Origin of the sequence: Acinetobacter calcoaceticus, from assembly GCF_051947995.1 — a bacterium.
In the GTDB taxonomy this organism is placed as follows: domain Bacteria; phylum Pseudomonadota; class Gammaproteobacteria; order Pseudomonadales; family Moraxellaceae; genus Acinetobacter.
Window position 1 is genome coordinate 344962 of the sequence record NZ_JBLVVH010000004.1, and the last position, 16784, is coordinate 361745.

Here is a 16784-nt window from a genome sequence, read left to right on the forward strand (position 1 = left end):
AGAAATGCCATGAATAATAAGAAGATGAAGAAACTAGAAAGATATGAAGGTCAGCACAAGAATAAAGTTAAAGGCTTGCTGTTAAGCTGTACAGTATTGTCCAGCCTTCTCATTCTTTCATCGGTGGCATCAGCCAGTGATATTGAAATTTATCAACCTGCCGCTGGTAATAAAAAACGTTTAATGCTGATGGTGGACCAGTCTCGTAGTATGGGGGGAGCTGGTCTTTTGGATCTAGTGAAAGATTATCCACTGTGTGTAGATCAAGGTGTTACCGATGTACTAGGCAAAAATGGATTAAATCTCGGTATAAAAATTGCGGGTCAGACCGATCTCATTAATGTCACAAAAGAGGCCACTGATCTGATTAATCAGGCGATTTTGAAAGGTGTGCTCGGCAATGGACAGGGACAAGGAATTTTAGATTCGATTGCTGAAATCAAAACTGAACAGCCGAATACGATGTATCCATTTCCTCGCCAATCTTGTACGGTCGTGACCACAGATGCAACCGTCAAGCTGTTGGATAATTTATTGAATGGTTTGTTAGGCGTAAAAACAGGATTATCGGCAGAACAATATATTCGTGAAACCTGCGATCCGTTGATTGATATTAGTTTGCTCAAATCCATTACCAATTCATCTACTGTGGGAATTTATCGTTGCTACGATAAGAATTCGCGTGTCCGGATGGCACTGACGGATGTATTAAAAGGTAAGAAGGGTGAGGCGGGGCTGCCAGATATGGAACGGATACCTGATAGCACCATGGTCGGTTTATCAATTTCACCTTATAACCATATAGCCAATGATCGCGCTGGCGCAATTGTTTTTGAACCTAAGTTACTGAGTGATGTTTATACCTATAACGGTAAAACACAGAGCCATCGTCAGCACATCATTGATTATATTGCCAGTGCCAATATGGACTCAAAAGGTGAATTTAATTTACAAAGTTTATTGACGATTGTTCCTAAACTGGTGGGTGGTTTGCTGAATGATGTGGTGGCGACGCTTGGGCGAGTTTTAAAGAATCCATTTGATGCAGTGGGTGAACTCTTAAATTTAGAAAACACTAACAATGCATTAAAAGATGTTTTGAATATGCTGGGGCTAGGTGGTAATAATCCAATGGCAAGTACTTATGCAGAAACAGGAGCTTATTTACTTGGCAATACCACCAAAGGGACTGGAGCAAGACAATATGGAAAACGCAATTATCTTCTTAAAATAGGAGGGTTGGGAATTCCAACTAGTTATAAATGTACTGGATGGGAGACAGATGGTACAACATGTGCAACTTGGGATGATGTTGGTTTTTTAGGTCTAGGTAGTCTAGATACGAATGGCTATAAATCTGTTGATGCGAATTTGCTCAATGTGTTAGGGATATTAAGTGTAGGATCACAAGAGATATATTATGAATATCGCTCTGATGTAAATGCGAAATATAGCGGTTTTACTGATAGCCAAAAGAATAACAGTACAATTAATCCACTGATTAAAAGTAACGGTAATTTTTATCAGGCACCTTCAACTGCCCCACAATGCGATGCCAATGGCTTAATGGTCATTGCGGGCGGCGTACCGACAATAGCACCGACTTTAACTGACTCTTTATTACAACCTAAAGGCAGCCAATCCGAAGCGACTAAGGTCGCAATGGAACGTTTAATGGCGCGCTCTTTGGATAACTCTCAGAGTTTAAATGTTCAATATAAAGATGGCCGTTTGAATGATAGTTGGAACTTTAGATGTAATTCAACAGACTTGAAGCCAACCACGCTAGGTAATAATAAAAATTCAAATGACAATACTGACTTCGCAACCTGGCAGTGTATCGGTGCCTATGCACGTGATATTCGTGCATTAAAAACCAATCCAATTAAGACGGCCGTGATTGGACTTGATCGCTCTTTCTTACAACTCCCTGAATATATCGCTGGACAAGAAAATAGTACGGATACGAAAGGCCTAACCCAGATTTCAACTACCAATGTTGCACAGGATCAGTTGTTAACAGGTATTGTGCCTAAAGCGGTAAGAGATTTGCTGGGTGTAACTGGTTCCCTCTTGGATGGTTTATTACCCAATAGTCTGATTGGAAGTGGCCTGACCACAGGAATTACCAGTTTGTTAGATCGTTTATTGCCGCGTAATCCAGAAGACATCAAGAATATGGCGCGTTGGGGGGTGATTGGTGGTGGGGGCTGGTATAACGCCGCCAATAGCCAGAATATTGCGCAAAGTATTAAGGATTTTCACGATAATTTAGGTGTAACCGATGGTGATCCGATTGGGTTGCAGACGATACCTGAAGATCCGCTTACGCCTTATCGCATGAGTAACGATGTGTATAAAAGTATGTTTGAACCGACTGAAAAAGCCAGTTGGATCGGGAACTTCAAAAAATACTACGTTGAAACAGACAACTCGGTGAATAAGCTGAAAGATGCCTGGGATATTTCAGCAAACAGCTATGATGTACAGGACTGGAATAAGGGCGGGTTACTTGCCAAACTTAAAAATCTGAAAAATAAAACGGATAATTCAGATCCGACCAAGCCGATCATTACAGAGCGTAAAGTCCTGATTAATCGCGACTGTCAGCAAATTGACAATACCACCGCCTATCAATTCACTGAAGTGGGTGCCTTAAAGACAATTAATAATAAATATCTGGACATCAAATGTGGCTCAGATACAACAGCCCGTTCCGATGATAAAGGCTATCTGCTGATGAATCTGTTGGGGTATAACGTGGGGAATGCGGCAACCACAGCAGATCTGACAGAAGCAAACCGGACCAACTGGAAAGTGGGTATGAACCTGCATTCAACACCGGTTAAATTGACTCAGGAAGCGGTCTTTAATGCAGACAACAGTGTTAAAGAGCGTAAGGACTATATGTTATTTGGCACCACCCAAGGTGTGCTGCATGTCGTTGATGCCAAAACTGGTGAAGAAAGTTTTGCTTTCGTACCGAATGAAATGCTGGAAAACACCCAGCAAAGCAAAGCATTTCTGGAAAAACCAGCTGGCGTAAAAGCCGATATGGCTTATGGGATCGATGGTGCCTGGACCATGTATAGCGAATACGCTTACGGCATGAAAGCAGTAAGTAGTGGCAGTGTCAGCAGTGAGATTGTGGCGACTGTGGGCGAGATCAAGAGCGATGGTAAAGTTGTCGCGAAAGGCAAGCAAATCGCCTATGGTGGTTTACGTATGGGAGGACGCAGTTATTACGCCCTGGATCTCAGCGACATCAGTCAACCCAAACTTAAATTTCATATTGATCCGGATCGCAATCGCATTATTAGTCTGCAAGCTGATGGAACCTATAAAACCACAACCAATACGGCTTTAGCTGCGATGGGGCAAAGCTGGTCTAAACCGACTATTACCAGCATTATGTATAACGGTGCAGCAAAACGCGTCATGGTTGTTGGCGGTGGCTATGATATGGAATATGAAAAAACTACACCAGTGATTTCAAATGCCACCAAAGGACGTATGGTATATATGTTCGATGCAGACAATGGTGACCTGATCTGGTATGCAGGCGGCGATAATCAAAGCACATCATGTGGTTCTGGAGATAGCAACCATGGCATGAAAATGAAAGACTTATATAGTGTGGTGAGCCGGATCAATGCAGTGGATCGAGACGGGGATGGACTGGCTGATCATCTTTATTTTGGTGACTTGGGAGGACAAGTCTGGCGGATCGATTTGAATAAGGATCTTGGAACCAAAGATAGTGGATGTGGCAGTTATACGATGTTGTTTAAAGATAGCAATAGCCGTTTCTATGAAGCACCAAACTTTAGTGTTTACGGTTATGAACAACCTCTTGCCGTGGTGAGTATCGCCTCAGGAAACCGCAGCCTGCCATATAGCGATAAGAACTCAAGTAGTACGGTTTATAATCTTTTTGACCGGGATGTGGTGCGCAGCAACTTTTCGATCGGTAATAGTAGTAGCACACCAAAACTTTTGGCAACGGATCTTAAAGCGATGCTGACAGCCAGTGATCTAAAAGGTAAAAATCTGGTGCAAGTCAAGGCCATGATTCCAAATGGCTGGTATGTACAAGCCAATAGCGTGGTTGGAAAAGAGCTGGATGACCAGGGCAATGAGACGGCTTTAAGCAGCCAGGCCGGAAGTAAAGTTCTGGGCGAAATGGTCGTGATGAACAAAAGTCTCTATGTCAGTGTTTATAATCCAAATACCACTGCAGGAAATGGTTGTAAAATTCAAGCCAATGGTGCTACGACAGTGCAACGTTATTGCTTACCTTTTGGGGTTTGTGAACAAGATGTAAAAAATAGCACGATGAGCTTTGGCGCCGGGCATGGAATTGTTGAATCGATGGTGGGCGCGGGTATCGGACTCAATGACAAAAATGGAATTACCCGTCAGTTACTTAATCCGAATGCCAAGGATAAAATCGGAAGTAGCAAATTATCTGCGAATACCATGCGTCGCCAACTGGTTCCACTGACTTGGTATGAACGTAATGAATAAAAGCAAGAGATGCCATCATTTTGCTCCAAAGAGAGGGAGAGATATACACGCTTGCTCTTTGGAATGGCATAGACTGGCTCTGGTAAAGCTTGGCGTGGCGGGCTTTACCTTAATTGAACTGATGATTACGGTGGCGATTGTTGCAATTATCGCAGCGATCGCGATACCGAGTTATGAGGTCTATATCCGTCGTGCAGAACTGTCTACGGCACAACAGGAAATGCTTAAGGTTGCAGAACTGCTGGAAAAACACCGGGCACGTAACTTTAGTTACGATGGTTTTGTGCTAAAAGGCACCTCGACCAATCAGGGACCCTATTATTCGGTAGCGAGTGCAAGCAATAACAGTCTGTTGTTACCTTTGGATGCAAGCAGTGGCAAGCAGAAATTTACCATGACCTTAACGCTGAATGCGCAAACATGGTCTTTAAAAACGGTGAGTGAAAATCCCCGAAATTATTCTTTGCTTTTGACCAGTGCGGGAATTAAATGTAAGACCCAAACACCTGCAAATATCACCGCTCAAGCTTGTGGACTCGGGCAGGAAGACTGGTGAGCCAGCAGATTTTATCAATTAAATTCAAAGCTGTGGATAAGCCGAAAAATAATCTTTATTTCAGTGTCGATTTAACGTAGAATATCGCCCTCTATGAAAGGGGTTTGAAGTGTTGCCGGTGGTCGGCGCAGGGATAATCCGTAAAAATTATAAGGTTGTTCTCATGGTTGTGATTCGTTTAGCGCGCGGTGGTGCAAAAAAACGTCCATTCTATCAAATCGTTGTAACTGATAGCCGTAACGCACGTGACGGTCGTTTCATCGAACGTATTGGTTTCTTTAACCCAACTGCACAAGGTAAAGCTGAAAAAGTTCGTTTAGATGCTGACCGTTTTGCTCACTGGGTTGCTCAAGGTGCTCAACCTTCAGAGCGCGTTGCTTCTTTAGCTGCTCAAGCTAAAAAAGCTGCAACTGCTGCGTAATCGTAGTAGGTAGCCCATGACATCGACACAGAATGTGCCAGAAGATCGTATTCAGATTGGACAGTTACGTTCAGCTTATGGATTGAATGGGTGGCTCTGGGTTTATTCAAATACTGAACCTATGAGTAATATGTTTGACTACCTTCCTTGGTACATTGAGACCAAGGCAGGTTGGCAAACCATAGATGTGAAACGTTGGAAACCACATGGCAAAGGCCTGGTTGTTGCATTAAAAGGCGTAAATGATCGCACGGGTGCAGAACATCTGGTTGGCGCAAATATCTGGATTGCCAAATCTCAGCTTCCAAAAGCAGATGTAGACGAGTACTACTGGTCTGATCTTAAAGGCTTAACCGTGTTGGGTCTTGGAGAGGATGAACAGGAAGTCAATCTCGGTCAAATCTACGAACTGTTTGAAACAGGTGCCAATGATGTCATGGTGGTCAAAGCGACTGCTGACAGTGTTGATGCCGAAGAGCGAATGATTCCGTGGCATAAAGATGTGGTACAACGCGTTGATCTTGAAGCTGGTCGTATTTACGTCAATTGGGGCGTAGACTACTAATCCTTTTGGGGAAAGTAGCGCAGCAGGAAAATAGAGGAGTCTGCGGTGTTTTTTGCAGTCATCACATTGTTTCCTGAAATGTTTGAAGCGATTACAGCGTACGGGATTAGCGGACGTGCAGCAAAGCGTGACATCGTGCAAGTGACTTGCATTAACCCACGAGATTTTGCTGAGGGCAATTACAAACGGGTGGACGAACGTCCTTTCGGTGGTGGCCCTGGTATGGTGATGATGGCTGAGCCTTTGGCAAAAGCAATTAATCATGCCAAACAACTTGCTTCACAAGCAGGCTGTGTTCATGCCCCAGTGGTGTATATGTCACCGCAAGGTAAAACCTTAAATGAACAGGCAGTACAACAATTCGTTGATTATGATGGTTTGATTGTATTGTGTGGACGTTATGAGGGTGTCGATGAGCGTTTAATTCAGCATTATGTTGATCAGGAATGGTCAATCGGGGATTACGTTTTATCGGGTGGTGAACTTCCTGCCATGGTGTTGCTGGATAGTATTATTCGCCGTTTGCCGAATGTCATGACTGACGAGCAATCTGCGATCCAAGATTCTTTTGTGGATGGTCTGCTGGATTGTCCACAATATACCAAGCCTGACCATTTTGAAGGGCTGGATGTGCCTGAGGTACTTAAATCAGGACATCATGCCAATATTGAGAAATGGCGTTTTTTGCAGCGTTATCAACGGACTTTAGATCGTCGACCAGAACTGGTTGAAAAAGTAGCGTTGAGCAAACAGCAAATGAAATGGTTAAAAAATTCGAAAGGTTAAACTGCTATCAGTTGATCTTCGTACTCAACGAGAAGCTTTGCTTCGAGTTCTACTTAAACATTGTTTAAGTTAAAAATAGGCTCTTTAAGACGTTTGTCTTAAGGGGAAAGTTAAACGGGAAATATGCGCTTTAGCCTCTATTCCCAGCGGCGTCAGAGACCTCTTCTCTCCCGCACATATTGGAGATTCCACATGAGTGGTAAACATCCTTTAGTTCAAGCTGTTGAAAATGCACAGTTAAAATCAGACATCCCTGCTTTTGCACCGGGCGATACAGTTATCGTTCAAGTTAAAGTAAAAGAGGGTGACCGTGAGCGTCTTCAAGCATTTGAAGGTGTTGTAATCGCGAAGAAAAACCGTGGTTTAAACTCTGCTTTCACAGTTCGTAAAATCTCTAGCGGTGTTGGTGTTGAGCGTGTTTTCCAAACTCACTCTCCAATCGTTGCTAAGATCGAAGTGAAACGTCGTGGTGACGTTCGTCGTGCTAAACTTTACTACCTACGCGAGTTGTCTGGTAAAGCTGCACGTATTCGTGAAAAGTTACCAGCTCGTAAACAAGGTTAATTTTAACTTTGTTGTAAAGCAAAAAAATGCGCCTTTGGCGCATTTTTTTATGTCTGTTTATGTTTAAAAGCCAATCCTTTTCTAAATCCTCGACCTAGTTTTGCTAAAATAGGTCTTTATGCTTTGACTTTTCTTTTTATGAAAAAAAGTGCTTACCGCCATTTAAGCGGTGTATTCCTATTAAACAAACCTTTAGGTTTAAGTTCTAACTCGGCACTACAAAAGGTGCGTCGTCTGTTTAATGCGCAAAAGGCGGGCCATACAGGGGCACTTGATCCATTGGCGACCGGGTTATTGCCGATCTGTTTGGGGGAAGCGACCAAATTTTCACATTATTTACTCGATTCAACCAAACGTTATCAAACCACGGTCAAGTTAGGACAAACCACGGCGACCGGTGATGTTGAAGGTGAAATTCTCCAACAGAGAGAAGTACCGGCTTTAACGGCAGAAGGTATTGAACAGGTGCTGGCACAGTTCAGAGGCGATATTCAGCAAGTTCCGCCGATGTATTCAGCATTGAAGCGTGAAGGCCGTCCATTGTATGAACTGGCGCGCAAAGGGATTGAGATTGAACGTGAAGCACGTCCAGTAACCATTTATGATTTAACTCTAGTGGATTTTACCGAAGATAGCCTGACGCTGGATGTGACCTGTTCGAAAGGTACCTATATTCGCGTATTGGGTGAAGATATTGGTGAGGCTTTGGGTTGCGGTGGACACCTCACCAAGTTACATCGTACCCAAACCGGACATTTTGAGATTAATCCAAGCTATACCATTGAGTATCTTGAAAGTCTGACCCAAGAACAGCGCGATGCTTTATTGTTACCGGTGTATGCACCTGTTGAGCATTTTCCGCGCGTGCAATTGCCAGAAGGCCGTGAAAAATATTTCGGCAATGGTCAGGAAAGCAATATTGATCATGAAGCTGCGCCCGAAGTGCTGGTGTTTAATGGCGAACGTTGCCTGGGTCTGGCTGAAATCACGGATAAAAAACGTCTGGTACCGAAACGTTTGTTAAATCTATAAGGATATTGTCCATGGATTGGGAACTGATTCTGACACTGGTGTTCTTTGCTTTTTGTGCCGGAACCATTGATGCCGCCGTCGGTGGAGGTGGGTTGATTCAGATTCCCGCCTTGATGGGTGCCTTACCACAAACCGCACCTGCCACCTTATTTGGTACCAATAAGCTGGCATCCATTTTTGGGACAGGCTCGGCTGCATTTTCATTTGTACGACGGGTGAAATTGCAATGGTCGCTGTTGGGTGTGATTGCACTGTTCGCCTTTATCAGTTCCTTTATTGGTGCCGCCTGTGTCTCTCTGATCCCGACACATATTTTAAGACCGATTGTCTTGGTCATGCTGATTGTGATTGCGATTTATACCTTCGCCAAAAAGCAGTTTGGGCAAGTCCATGTCGATCAACAGATCACGCCAAAGTTACTGCTACTGGCTGCAATGGGGAGTCTAGCCATTGGTTTCTATGATGGCATCTTCGGTCCAGGTACAGGCAGTTTCTTTATTTTCTTTTTTATTCGTTTTCTACAGGTCGATTTTTTACATGCCTCGGCATTGGCAAAGATTGGCAATCTAATGACCAATCTGGCGGCATTAAGCTTTTTCGTTCCCACAGGTCATGTACTGTTTGCCTTAGGTTTGATGATGGCGGTTGCCAATATTGCAGGCTCATTATTGGGTGTCCGCTTGGCTTTAAAATATGGCAGTGGCTTTATCCGTATTTTATTCCTGATTCTGGTCAGTATCTTGATTTGCCGTTTGGGCTATCAGATCTTGAGTGGAAGCTGATTCATCATCGAGACTATCCGCCCTAGGATTATCCTCCTTGCTCAGCAATCATTAACCTGAGGTTAATAACTGGCACGGTAGGTTGATTGATCAAAATTTCATAAAGCGCTTTTATAGATTCAGAATAAAACTGTGATCTATAGGTAAGCATACATGGAAGGTTCAGTTCAGAATAAACAAGGGGTGTGGAACAAGCGACGTCAGGCCAAACAACTCAAGCAGGATATGGTCAAGCCTTACACCGATGGTGTCGTCATTCCCACCTCAGACATTATCAAAGTCCTGGAAACACTGATCACACCCGGTGATAAAGTGGTACTCGAAGGTAATAACCAGAAACAGGCCGATTTTTTATCACGTTCTTTAGCGCAAACCAATCCGGATGTATTGCATGATCTGCATATGATCATGCCGAGTGTAGGCCGTTCAGAACATCTTGACCTGTTTGAAAAAGGCATTGCGCGTAAGCTGGATTTTTCTTTTGCGGGGCCGCAGAGTTTAAGAATCAGTCAGCTGATTGAAGATGGCCTGTTAGAAGTGGGTGCAATTCACACTTATATTGAACTGTATTCACGTCTTGTAGTCGATTTGATTCCCAACGTGGTGCTCTCTGCAGGCTTTATGGCAGATCGTCAAGGCAATATCTATACCGGCCCAAGTACTGAAGATTCTCCTGCGCTGATTGAACCTGCCGCATTTAGCGATGGCATTGTCATTGTTCAGGTCAATGAACTGGTCGACGATGTCTCAGAGTTGCCACGTGTCGATATTCCTGCCTCCTGGGTGGATTATGTGGTGGTGGCAGACCAGCCTTTTTATATCGAACCGCTGTTTACCCGTGATCCAAAACATATCAAGCCTGTGCATGTGCTCATGGCGATGATGGCGATTCGCGGTATTTATGAAAAGCATAATGTGCAATCGTTAAATCATGGCATTGGTTTTAATACCGCAGCAATTGAACTGATTTTACCCACCTACGGTGAGTCTTTAGGATTAAAAGGGAAAATCTGTCGGAACTGGACACTGAATCCACACCCAACCCTGATTCCCGCCATCGAAACAGGCTGGGTTGAAAGCGTACATTGCTTCGGTACCGAGCTGGGGATGGAAAATTATGTTGCTGCTCGCCCTGATATTTTCTTTACCGGCCGTGATGGTGCGTTACGTTCCAACCGCATGATGTGTCAACTTGCAGGTCAATACGCGGTTGATCTGTTTATCGGGGCGACATTGCAGGTTGATGGCATGGGCAACTCTTCGACTGTGACCAAGGGGCGTTTGGCAGGATTCGGTGGTGCACCAAACATGGGGCATGATCCACGTGGTCGGCGTCACGATACGCCAGCGTGGCTGGATATGCGTTTGCAGGGCGCCAATGAAACAGAAACCTATTTGGCACGTGGTAAAAAGTTAGTTGTTCAAATGGTGGAAACCTTCCAAGAGGGTGGTAAGCCGACTTTTGTAGATCGCCTTGATGCGATTGATGTGGCTAAAACAGCAGGCCTACCTTTAGCACCGATCATGATTTATGGTGATGATGTCACTCATCTACTGACCGAAGAAGGCATTGCTTATCTGTATAAAGCCAGTAGCCAGGAAGAGCGTCAAGCCATGATTGCTGCGGTGGCAGGTGTCACCAGTATTGGTTTAAGCCAAGACCCTAAAACGACAGCGCGTTTAAGAAGCGAAGGCTTAGTGGCATTTCCTGAGGATTTAGGCATTCGCCATACCGATGCCACACGTGAACTGTTAGCGGCAAAAAATATTGCCGACTTGGTGACGTGGTCAGATGGCTTATATCAACCCCCTGCAAAATTCAGGAGTTGGTAATGATGGCACAAGTTCAATATCAAATCCTCAGCGATAGTCAGCTTCTGGCAGGGATGGCGGTAGAGGCTCTGATTGATGAAGTCAATCTGACACCAAAACCGGCACTGGTTGATCGCCGTGGCAGTGGGGCGCATGCTGACCTGACCTTGGCATTAATGGAGCGTTCGGCAAAAAGTTTACAGCCCATGTTCGAGGCAATGGCTCAAGCAGCCATGCATCATGGAAAAGTTTGTTTAGCTTTGCGTGAAGAGATTGGTGAAATTGGTCGGCAAGGTGAAAAGGCCATGATGTTGGCGACAGAGGGCGTCAATACACATCGGGGGGCCATCTGGGCCTTAGGTCTAATGGTCACTGCGGCAGCCTTGGCACGCGCGAAGCAGCAATATTTATCTGCGGTTGAATTATGTCAGCTGGCAGGGCAGATTGCCCGGCTTGAGGATCGCTTTATTCCCGAGCAGGGTTTAAGCCATGGGCAGCAGGTACAGCAAAAACTAGGTATTTCAGGTGCAAAGCTACAGGCACAACAAGGCTTTCCGACCATTGTGAATTTAGGTCTAAAGCAACTGAAGCAAAGTCGCCAGAAACCGATGAAAGAAGACTTTGCCCGTTTAGATGCCTTGCTGGCCATGATGACGGATCTGAGCGATACCTGTGTGCTTTATCGTTCAGGCACGAAGGGTTTAAAACGGATGCAACAAGGGGCACAGCAGGTACTGGATCTGGGCGGCAGTTCAAGTCTGGAAGGTCGACGTGCATTACATCTTTTAGAGATTGACTTGCTGCGCATGAGAGCCTCCGCTGGCGGTGCTGCAGATTTATTGGCCGCGACATTATTTATCGATCGTGTTGAGCAATCATCGTTCAGGAATAAAGCGGGAGTTTGAGTATGGAAACACTTCATTTTGAGTTTATGGCCGCAGAGCCCCCTGTAAAACAAGCCTTGGTCGGTTGTGTAGGATCGGGTGACCTGGAAATTTTGATGCAACCTGGGGAGCCCGGAAAAACCGCTATTCAGGTGGTCACGTCGGTGGATGGCAGTGCTACGCGCTGGAAGAATTTATTTGAACGAATTTTTACGGCGCAGATCCCTCCTGCCGTCAACATTGAGATCCATGATTTTGGTGCTACCCCAGGGGTGGTTCGCTTACGTCTGGAACAGGCATTTGAGGAGATTGAACATGACTGACATTCAGGATTTGCTCAATAAACAGGATTTTATTGAGCTGAGTGCAAGAGCACGTGCCAAAGCTTTGCTGGATGATGGCTCTTTTCGAGAACTGCTTGATCCATTTGCACGGGTCATGTCACCTTGGCTGATTCAGCAAAATATTGTGCCGCAAGCGGATGACGGGGTCGTGATTGCCAAGGGGACCATTCAACAACGTCCTGTAGTCTTAGTTTCGATTGAAGGTTTATTCCAGGGCGGGAGCCTGGGTGAAGTCGGTGGCGCCAAAATTGCGGGTGCCTTGGAGCTGGCGGTAGAAGACAACCTCAATGGCATTCCCACTGCTGCCGTATTACTGTTAGAAACGGGTGGTGTTCGCTTGCAAGAAGCCAATCTGGGTTTGGCTGCAATAGCCGAGATTCAGGCTGCTATCGTGAATTTACGTCAGTATCAGCCCGTCATTGCGGTGGTCGCGGGGAGTGTGGGCTGCTTTGGCGGGATGTCAATTGCTGCCGGATTATGCAGTTATATCGTGATGACACAAGAGGGGCGTTTGGGACTCAATGGCCCGCAAGTGATTGAGCAAGAAGCGGGCATACAGGAATATAACGCCAAAGATCGTCCGTTTATCTGGAGTATTACCGGTGGCAGCCAACGCTTTGCCAGTGCTCTGGCCGATGCATATGTGGATGATGACCGCAATAAAATTCGACAACAAGTGATTGATTATTTGCAGCAAGGTTTGCCTCTTCAACATCGAAGTTCAAATTACCCGTTTTATTTAGCACAGCTTCAACAGGTGGATACTGCGGAGCAAATCACGCCAGCACAGGTTCAGGCTTTGTATCAGGGAGAGTCGGCATGAATAGTGCAGTTGAGACATTAACAGCCTCCACCCGAGGCGCACACTGGTTTAAGGCAGTCACACAGGGCTTTCAGGTGGCTCAAGGTTTCCCGGCTTCAGTCTGGGTGGCGGACGGACAGCTTGATCAACAGGCAGTACGTGTCATTGCAGTGGTTCAGGACAGCAATAATCCGTTCCCGCGAGCACGGCAGGGTGAAGTTGGGCTGGTGGAAGGCTGGAACTTGGCTAAAGCCGTTGATGAGGTGATTCAGGCGGACGCAAATACTGATACGAAACGTGGCATTTTATGTGTGGTGGATGTACCCAGTCAGGCTTATGGGCGCCGTGAAGAATTGCTGGGTATCCATCAAGCATTAGCAGGTGCAGTAGATAGCTATGCCAGAGCCAGACTGGCAGGACATCCTATTGTGAGTTTACTGGTAGGCAAATCGATGTCAGGGGCTTTTTTGGCGCACGGTTACCAAGCCAATCGTATGATTGCCTTAAAAGACTCAGGTGTTATGGTACATGCCATGGGGAAAGAATCCGCAGCTCGCGTCACCTTAAGATCAGTAGATGAGCTTGAACAATTGGCGGCCAGTATTGCCCCTATGGCCTATGACATCGAGAGTTATGCCTCGCTTGGACTGTTATCCGAACTTTTATCTGTTGAGAATCCTGAACAACCGACAAACGATGATCTTTTGTTAGCGAAGCAGGTAATTGCGCGAGCATTTCAAGCCATTAATGCCGAGCAATCGAGAGGACTGGAACATCGACTTCACGGCCAAAATCGTCAAATGTCTAAGCGGGTGCGTGAATTATTACGTGAGCAATGGTCATGAAACTTAAGCTTGAAGCCCATGATTTATTGTGGGGCATGTCAGCCGATGCTTTGGCTGGAGATGTGCCGCTGTGGGTGAAGGCTGTATTACAGCGTGGCGATCCGGTGGTGGTTCGACGGGCTATAACTGCTGCAGATCAGGTTGCGGTGGGGATCAGAGGTCAGTTTCGTCATCAACGATACGCCGCCGTGATGCCACGATCGACGATCATCAGACAACTCAAGCCAGAAGCGCTGACTGAGGTAGATATACATCAGTTTAAGCATCTGGCAGAACGTTTGCAGAGCATTTCCAGCATTATGAAAAACTTTTCAGGATGTTGGGGATATACAGGAAGTTTTGGCTTTGAGCTGGCAACGGGGATTGCAACCGTCACTGCGCAAAGTGACATCGATTTGCTGATTCGCACGGAACAGCCTTTTGCCAAACAGCAGGCGATTGAGCTACTCGAAACTTTTCAGCAGGCAGGATTGAATGTGGATATCCAGCTACAGCTCCCCCAAGGCGGATTGGCCTTAAAAGAATGGGCACGGAATAGCAGGAAAGTACTATTAAAACGGCCCGATGGGGCTGTTTTAGTCGAAAATCCATGGCATTAGGGAATAGGTATCATGGCTTCAATTTGGGTTTATCCAGGGCAAGGTGTGCAAAGAAGCAATATGCTGAACGATCTGCCGCAAAGTACGCTGGTGAAAGAACACCTTGAGCGTGCCTCGGATGCACTCAAAGAAAATGTGTTGCTGCTGGACAGTGCAGCGGCATTGCAATCGACACGAGCGGTACAGTTGTGCCTCCTCATTTCTGGCGTAATCAGTTCAGCGCTACTCAGTGCTGAAAACTTAAAACCGGACTATGTTGCGGGGCTATCGATTGGTGCTTGGTCAGCTGCAGTGGTTGCAGGCGTTTTAGCGTACGAAGATGCCGTCGGTCTGGTCGCTTATCGCGGTGAACTCATGCAAAACGCTTATCCGGCAGGCTATGGCATGACGGCGTTGCTTGGTACAGATCGTTCAACAGTTGAGGCATGGATAAAACAGGTTGCGGCAACAACACCACAGGTATATATCGCGAATATCAATGCGCATAACCAGATCGTGATTTCAGGACGTTTTGAAGCCATGAATCAAGTTGCTGTATTGGCGAAGCAGCAGGGTGTCATGGCAAGGAAACTGGATGTAGCGGTGCCATCGCACTGTGAATTATTAAGCCAGCAAGCACTGCAACTTGCGACAACGATGGAGGGAGTGACTCTAAAGCAACCTAAAATTGGTTATTTAAGTGGTACCACGGCACGTATCTTGCGCAAGCCAGAACAGATCGCGGATGATCTGGCTTTTAATATGAGCCGTACTGTGGATTGGGAAAGTACGCTTCAGGCTGCATGGGAACGAGGTGTCCGGTTACAGGTCGAAGCTTTACCCGGCACGGTACTTACCACACTTGCACGCCGGATATTTAAAGATGGAACCGTATTGTCATTTCAGGGAACGCGCATAGATAGCATTCGGATGGCCATGCAAAAACAACAGGAAAATCAGATTTCTATGGGAATATGATTTAAAAAAACCAAGTAACCCAAGGATATGAGGGATTTACAATGATTATATATGGAACAGCAATTTTGGCGATTTGTCACCTGCTCGGTGATTATCTGGGTAATACCCTCGGCATGTTGATCGGTGTCAAAGCCAATGTCGGTGGCGTCGCGATTTCAATGATTTTGTTGATTCTCTCTAAAGAGTTGTTGGCAAAAAAAGGTTATTTACCCCAAGTGACACAGTTTGGGATCTTGTACTGGTCAGGTATGTATATTCCCATCGTGGTGGCAATGTCAGCTGGGCAGAACGTCGTGGCTGCACTTTCAGGCGGGATGCTGGGATTGATTGTATCGGTTGCTTCACTGGTCGGCACAGTGCTGGTAATTCGTTATTTAAATCGCTTAAGTGGTGATTATGAAACCTATGAATGGACTATAGAGGGTACTGAGAAAACCGCCTAAAACATCATTCCTATAACGAATAACAAAAGGATTTAACAATGGACGAGTTAATTACGGTATTCACAAAAAATGCTTTGGTGACAGCGCTTGCGGTCACAGGTTTGATGATGTTTGTATCGCATCTGCTTTCAAAATATTTGACCAAAGGAAAGCTGCAAAGCTCTGCAATTGCCATTACTTTAGGACTGGTGGTGGCGTATTTTGCAGGCGTTTATACGCAAGGTACCAAAGGTATTTCCGATATTGCCATCTTTTCTGGTTTTGCATTATTGGGCGGTGCCATGATCCGTGACCTGGCGATTGCTTCGACTGCATTTGAAGTCGATGTAAAAGAAGTCAAAAAGGCCGGTAGAATGGGTCTCATTGCACTGACACTGGGTTGTATTGTGCCTTTTGTGATTGGTGTGATGGTGGCTTGGGCCATGGGCTATCGAGACCCGATTTCGATGACCACGATTGGCGCAGGCGCGATGACTTATATTGTGGGCCCAATTACAGGCACAGCCATTGGTGCAAGTTCAGATGTGATTGCATTATCCATTGCAATTGGGTTGATCAAATCAGTGTTCTTTATGGTGGGTACACCCTTACTGGCAAAGTTTATGTATTTAAAAAGTCCCCGTTCAGCCATGGTTTTTGGTGGACTGGCAGGTACCACCAGCGGTACGGCAGCAGGATTGGCCGGTACCGATGTTCGTCTGGTGCCCTACGGCGCACTAGTCGCAACTTTTTATACCGGATTGGGCTGTTTACTGGGCCCCTCTGTATTTTTTCTGACAGTCAATGCCATTTTTGGATAATGTATTCAGAGTCAGTGCAGGCAGCTTATTTACAGTGGAATAAGTTGCCCATTTAAGCCGATCTT

17 protein-coding genes are annotated in these 16784 nt (G+C 45.7%); all 17 read left to right on the forward strand.

All coding sequences use genetic code 11. The annotated features are described in order from the left end of the window. Positions 1–9 precede the first annotated feature (9 nt). The 17 genes from ACNQO6_RS10295 (at position 10) to madM (ending at position 16719) form a co-directional block, all read left to right on the forward strand. Entirely contained in the window at positions 10–4527 is a 4518-nt protein-coding gene (locus ACNQO6_RS10295) for a pilus assembly protein PilY (protein WP_440208898.1), read from the forward strand. A gap of 121 nt (positions 4528–4648) precedes the next feature. Next, positions 4649–5083 (forward strand): type IV pilin protein, encoded by a 435-nt coding sequence (locus ACNQO6_RS10300; RefSeq protein WP_440208968.1) that lies wholly within the window; start codon positions 4649–4651, stop codon positions 5081–5083. Between the two features lie 163 nt (positions 5084–5246). Beyond that, the gene (gene rpsP, locus ACNQO6_RS10305; protein WP_004776006.1) at positions 5247–5504 is read left to right on the forward strand and encodes a 30S ribosomal protein S16; all 258 of its coding nucleotides are present in this window, start codon (positions 5247–5249) and stop codon (positions 5502–5504) included. Positions 5505–5520: 16 nt separating this feature from the next. Next, positions 5521–6069, forward strand: a complete 549-nt coding sequence (rimM, locus tag ACNQO6_RS10310) for a ribosome maturation factor RimM (RefSeq protein WP_343580027.1) — start codon at positions 5521–5523, stop codon at positions 6067–6069. Between the two features lie 45 nt (positions 6070–6114). After that, a complete protein-coding gene (gene trmD / locus ACNQO6_RS10315) occupies positions 6115–6855 on the forward strand; it encodes a tRNA (guanosine(37)-N1)-methyltransferase TrmD (RefSeq protein WP_005282761.1) in 741 nt (246 codons plus the stop codon). 192 nt (positions 6856–7047) lie between these two features. Next, entirely contained in the window at positions 7048–7419 is a 372-nt protein-coding gene (gene rplS / locus ACNQO6_RS10320; protein ID WP_004657502.1) for a 50S ribosomal protein L19, read from the forward strand. 138 nt (positions 7420–7557) lie between these two features. Continuing rightward, a complete protein-coding gene (truB, locus tag ACNQO6_RS10325; protein WP_032873703.1) occupies positions 7558–8451 on the forward strand; it encodes a tRNA pseudouridine(55) synthase TruB in 894 nt (297 codons plus the stop codon). A gap of 11 nt (positions 8452–8462) precedes the next feature. Further along, positions 8463–9233, forward strand: coding sequence for a sulfite exporter TauE/SafE family protein (locus tag ACNQO6_RS10330; protein WP_440208899.1), 771 nt, complete (start codon positions 8463–8465; stop codon positions 9231–9233). 153 nt (positions 9234–9386) lie between these two features. After that, positions 9387–11066 carry a malonate decarboxylase subunit alpha gene (mdcA, locus tag ACNQO6_RS10335; RefSeq protein ID WP_440208900.1) on the forward strand — a complete coding sequence of 560 codons (1680 nt, stop codon included), beginning with the start codon at positions 9387–9389 and terminating at the stop codon, positions 11064–11066. Beyond that, positions 11066–11950 (forward strand): triphosphoribosyl-dephospho-CoA synthase, encoded by an 885-nt coding sequence (locus ACNQO6_RS10340; protein WP_440208901.1) that lies wholly within the window; start codon positions 11066–11068, stop codon positions 11948–11950. Before mdcA ends, ACNQO6_RS10340 begins: the two co-directional genes overlap by 1 nt. Positions 11951–11952: 2 nt before the next feature. Then, positions 11953–12252 (forward strand): malonate decarboxylase subunit delta, encoded by a 300-nt coding sequence (locus ACNQO6_RS10345; protein ID WP_343580022.1) that lies wholly within the window; start codon positions 11953–11955, stop codon positions 12250–12252. After that, positions 12245–13096, forward strand: coding sequence for a biotin-independent malonate decarboxylase subunit beta (locus ACNQO6_RS10350; protein WP_440208902.1), 852 nt, complete (start codon positions 12245–12247; stop codon positions 13094–13096). Before ACNQO6_RS10345 ends, ACNQO6_RS10350 begins: the two co-directional genes overlap by 8 nt. Then, positions 13093–13920, forward strand: a complete 828-nt coding sequence (gene mdcE / locus ACNQO6_RS10355; RefSeq protein WP_440208903.1) for a biotin-independent malonate decarboxylase subunit gamma — start codon at positions 13093–13095, stop codon at positions 13918–13920. The genes ACNQO6_RS10350 and mdcE overlap by 4 nt, the downstream gene beginning before the upstream one ends. Beyond that, entirely contained in the window at positions 13911–14519 is a 609-nt protein-coding gene (locus ACNQO6_RS10360) for a malonate decarboxylase holo-ACP synthase (protein WP_440208904.1), read from the forward strand. Before mdcE ends, ACNQO6_RS10360 begins: the two co-directional genes overlap by 10 nt. 12 nt (positions 14520–14531) lie before the next feature. After that, positions 14532–15476 (forward strand): malonate decarboxylase subunit epsilon, encoded by a 945-nt coding sequence (gene mdcH, locus ACNQO6_RS10365; protein ID WP_440208905.1) that lies wholly within the window; start codon positions 14532–14534, stop codon positions 15474–15476. 41 nt (positions 15477–15517) lie between these two features. Beyond that, entirely contained in the window at positions 15518–15919 is a 402-nt protein-coding gene (gene madL, locus ACNQO6_RS10370) for a malonate transporter subunit MadL (RefSeq protein ID WP_262765777.1), read from the forward strand. Positions 15920–15957: 38 nt separating this feature from the next. Then, positions 15958–16719, forward strand: coding sequence for a malonate transporter subunit MadM (madM, locus tag ACNQO6_RS10375; RefSeq protein ID WP_343580017.1), 762 nt, complete (start codon positions 15958–15960; stop codon positions 16717–16719). The last annotated feature ends 65 nt before the right edge of the window (positions 16720–16784 follow it).

Excerpts from the sequence above, each read along its gene's own strand:
- ACNQO6_RS10340 (WP_440208901.1), top strand. The coding sequence starts at position 11,066 with ATGATGGCACAAGTTCAATATCAAATCCTCAGCGATAGTCAGCTTCTG.
- rimM (WP_343580027.1), top strand. The coding sequence starts at position 5,521 with ATGACATCGACACAGAATGTGCCAGAAGATCGTATTCAGATTGGACAG.
- ACNQO6_RS10330 (WP_440208899.1), top strand. The coding sequence starts at position 8,463 with ATGGATTGGGAACTGATTCTGACACTGGTGTTCTTTGCTTTTTGTGCC.
- madM (WP_343580017.1), top strand. The coding sequence starts at position 15,958 with ATGGACGAGTTAATTACGGTATTCACAAAAAATGCTTTGGTGACAGCG.
- ACNQO6_RS10295 (WP_440208898.1), top strand. The coding sequence starts at position 10 with ATGAATAATAAGAAGATGAAGAAACTAGAAAGATATGAAGGTCAGCAC.
- ACNQO6_RS10300 (WP_440208968.1), top strand. The coding sequence starts at position 4,649 with ATGATTACGGTGGCGATTGTTGCAATTATCGCAGCGATCGCGATACCG.
- truB (WP_032873703.1), top strand. The coding sequence starts at position 7,558 with ATGAAAAAAAGTGCTTACCGCCATTTAAGCGGTGTATTCCTATTAAAC.
- madL (WP_262765777.1), top strand. The coding sequence starts at position 15,518 with ATGATTATATATGGAACAGCAATTTTGGCGATTTGTCACCTGCTCGGT.
- ACNQO6_RS10345 (WP_343580022.1), top strand. The coding sequence starts at position 11,953 with ATGGAAACACTTCATTTTGAGTTTATGGCCGCAGAGCCCCCTGTAAAA.
- ACNQO6_RS10360 (WP_440208904.1), top strand. The coding sequence starts at position 13,911 with ATGGTCATGAAACTTAAGCTTGAAGCCCATGATTTATTGTGGGGCATG.
- ACNQO6_RS10350 (WP_440208902.1), top strand. The coding sequence starts at position 12,245 with ATGACTGACATTCAGGATTTGCTCAATAAACAGGATTTTATTGAGCTG.
- mdcH (WP_440208905.1), top strand. The coding sequence starts at position 14,532 with ATGGCTTCAATTTGGGTTTATCCAGGGCAAGGTGTGCAAAGAAGCAAT.
- mdcA (WP_440208900.1), top strand. The coding sequence starts at position 9,387 with ATGGAAGGTTCAGTTCAGAATAAACAAGGGGTGTGGAACAAGCGACGT.
- mdcE (WP_440208903.1), top strand. The coding sequence starts at position 13,093 with ATGAATAGTGCAGTTGAGACATTAACAGCCTCCACCCGAGGCGCACAC.
- rpsP (WP_004776006.1), top strand. The coding sequence starts at position 5,247 with ATGGTTGTGATTCGTTTAGCGCGCGGTGGTGCAAAAAAACGTCCATTC.
- rplS (WP_004657502.1), top strand. The coding sequence starts at position 7,048 with ATGAGTGGTAAACATCCTTTAGTTCAAGCTGTTGAAAATGCACAGTTA.